Origin of the sequence: Novosphingopyxis sp. YJ-S2-01 (assembly GCF_016093175.1) — a bacterium.
Classification (GTDB): Bacteria; Pseudomonadota; Alphaproteobacteria; order Sphingomonadales; family Sphingomonadaceae; genus Novosphingopyxis; species Novosphingopyxis iocasae.
Genome location: NZ_JAEDAI010000013.1, coordinates 1 through 483 on the forward strand (window position 1 = coordinate 1; position 483 = coordinate 483).

A 483-nucleotide genomic window follows, 5' to 3' on the forward strand; every position below is an offset into this window, starting at 1 on the left:
GCCGGCCTGCCCGAATTGTTCGCGGTGAAGAACAATGCGAAGCCGCCGGTGAACGACCAGTTCAGCCTCGGCGTGCGCCAGCGTATCGGCGTGTTCGAGGCCTCGGTCACCGGCTCGTACCAGCGCGGCCGCCACGGCTATACCAACCTGTTCGCCACCCGGCAGAACAACGGCCTGGGCAATTGCTGCAACACCGCGCCGGTGATTCCGTTCGGCTATGCCAATGTCCTGATCGGCTATGACGGGCTCGATACCCGCTACAAGGCGCTCTATTTCACGCTCGACAAGAACTACACCAAGTCCTCGGGCTGGGGCCTGAACATCGCCTACACGCTGTCCAAGGCGGAGCAGAATGGCGGCGACCTGTTCAGCCTCGATGGCGTGACGCCGGACCGCTATGGCTGGCGTCCCAAGGCCGGCGACGAGCGGCACCGGATCGTGGTCTCCGGCATGGTTGACCTGCCGCTGGGCTTCCGCTTCTCG

The 483-nt window shown here is 64.6% G+C and carries 1 pseudogene; it reads left to right on the forward strand.

Annotated elements, in window-relative coordinates:
* Positions 1–483, forward strand: a pseudogene (locus I6A82_RS14425) (TonB-dependent receptor); the annotation flags it as partial.